The following is a 2,379-nucleotide window of genomic DNA, read 5'->3' on the forward strand; positions in this document are numbered from 1 at the left end:
TCGAGGCGGTCGAGGACCGTATCGCCGAGGACTTGGCTGGGCTGTCGCCGGTGAGTAGCACGGTGCCGTTCTACTCCACCGTCGAAGGCGGGGTGGTGGATACGGCCTTGCTCGATGGCGGGTACTGGTACCGCAATCTGCGGCGGACGGTGCGTTTTGGTGACGTGGTCGCCGGGCTGGTGGGGGAGGGCCACCGCAGTTTCGTCGAGGTCAGCGCGCATCCGGTGTTGGGGATGGCGGTTGCGCAGGCGGGCGATGATCTGGTGGTCACGCCGAGTCTGCGGCGCGGTGAGGGTGACCGCGAGCAGTGGTTGCGGTCCCTGGCGGCAGCGTATGTCGCCGGTCTTGAAGTCAACTGGGCCACGATAGACAGCCGTGGTGACCATATCCGGCAGGTCAGTTTGCCGACGTATCCCTTCCAGCGGAAGCACTACTGGCCGCGGACGCTGGCCAGGCGCGGCGGTGACGTCTCGTCGGTGGGTCTGCAGTCGTCCGGGCATCCGTTGCTGGGTGCGGCGGTGTGGCTGTCCGACGGCGATGGTCTCGTCCTGACGGGCCGGTTGTCGGTGGCCGCGGCGCCGTGGCTTGCCGACCACGCCGTGCACGGCACCGTCCTGCTCGCCGGCACCGCGTTCGTGGACTTGGCCATCCACGCCGGTGACCTGGTCGGCTGTGGGACCCTCGAGGAACTTGCTCTTCAGGAACCGCTGGTGCTGCCCGGCCAGGGCGGCGGCGTGCAGATTCAGGTGCACGTCGGCGACGAGGATGCTGACGGTCGCCGCTCGGTGACGGTCTCCTCGCGGGACGCGGAGGGAGAGTGGGTCCGGCACGCGGCGGGAACGTTGTCGGCCGCCGTCGGGTCGGCGCCGGCGCCGTTGGTGCAGTGGCCGCCTGCCGGTGCCGAGCTGATCTCGCTCGATGACGTCTATGACCACTTGGCCGAGCGTGGTTACGGATACGGGCCGGCGTTCCAGGGGCTGCGTCGTGCCTGGCGTATCGGAGACCGGATCTATACCGAAGCAGAACTTCCCGAGGCCGTTGAAACCCAGGCTGGGGCTGGGTCGGGGGTGGGTGGTTTTGGGTTGCATCCGGCGTTGCTGGACGCCGCCCTGCACGGCTTGCTGGTTGGGGGTTATGGCGAGTCTGGCGACGGGGTGGGTCTGCCGTTCACGTGGTCGGGCGTTCGGCTGCTTGCTGGTGATGCTCGTCATCTGAGAGCTGTTCTGGTGCCGGGGGCGGACGGGTCTCTCTCCGTGAGTGCGTTCGATGGGGCGGGCCAGCCGGTCTTGCAGGCCGAGTCTCTGGTGTTGCGGAAGATTCCGTCGGACCACTTCACCCGTCCCGGTGAGCGTGAGGTGGGCCGCTCACTCTTCACGGTCGACTGGGCTCCGCTCCCTGTCGCGGAAAGTCCGGCTGTGCCGGGGTGGGGCAGGCTTGGGGAGGTAGCGGGGGCGGAGTTTCCGCCGGTGGTTGTCGCGGTGGTGCCGTCTGTTCCGGCCGGGCGGGAGGTGTCGGCTGCTGCTGGGCAAGCGACGGCGTTGGTGCTCGGGTGGGTGCAGGAGTGGCTGGCTGATCCTGCGGCGGATGATGCGCAGTTGGTGGTTGTCACTCGGGGTGCGGCCAGTGGTGAGGATCTGTCGGCCGCGGCGGTGTGTGGCCTCGTCCGCTCTGCGCAGTCGGAGCATCCTGGCCGGTTCCTGCTGGTCGACATCGATCCCGCGACGGGGCTGGACCTCGGCCGTGATGCCGATGTGGAAACCGCGTTGGCCGCACTGTTTGGCTCCGGCGAGCCGGAGGTCTGGGTCCGTCCGGCTGCGGACACAGGGGTCTCGGCTGCGTTCGGTCGGCGGTTGGTGCGGGTGGGTGAGCGGGAGGTGGTGTTGCCTGCCGGGTCGGGTTGGCGGTTGGAGGTGGGTTCTCCGGGCGATCTCGGCAGTGTCGGGGTTGTCGATGCCCCGGAGTCCGGTGCCGTGCTGTTGCCGGGTCAGGTGCGGGTGGGGCTGCGTGCTGCGGGAGTGAACTTCCGTGACGTGATTACGGGTCTGGGGCTGGTGGCTGACGGCAGGGTTTTGGGTGGTGAGGGTGCCGGGGTGGTGTTGGAGGTGGGTCCGGGGGTTGAGGGCCTGGCGGTGGGTCAGGCGGTGATGGGGTTGGTGCCCGGGTGGGGTCCGGTGGGGGTGGTTGATCACCGGCTGGTGACCGGGGTGCCGCGGGGGTGGTCGTTCGATGAGGCGGCCGCGATCCCGGTGGTGTTTTTGACTGCGTTGTATGGGTTGCGGGATCTGGCGGGTGCGGTCGCGGGGCAGCGGGTGCTGATTCATGCGGGTGCGGGTGGTGTGGGGATGGCTGCGGTGCAGTTGGCCCGGGCGTGGGGGCTGG

1 protein-coding gene is annotated in these 2,379 nt (G+C 69.1%); it reads left to right on the forward strand.

The features are described from left to right. The coding region (locus ACFVYN_RS41245; protein WP_390008048.1) for a polyketide synthase dehydratase domain-containing protein at positions 1–2,379 on the forward strand (2,379 nt) is incomplete at both ends.

The organism is Streptomyces sp. NPDC058307, assembly GCF_042880295.1.
In the GTDB taxonomy this organism is placed as follows: Bacteria; Actinomycetota; Actinomycetes; order Streptomycetales; family Streptomycetaceae; genus Streptomyces.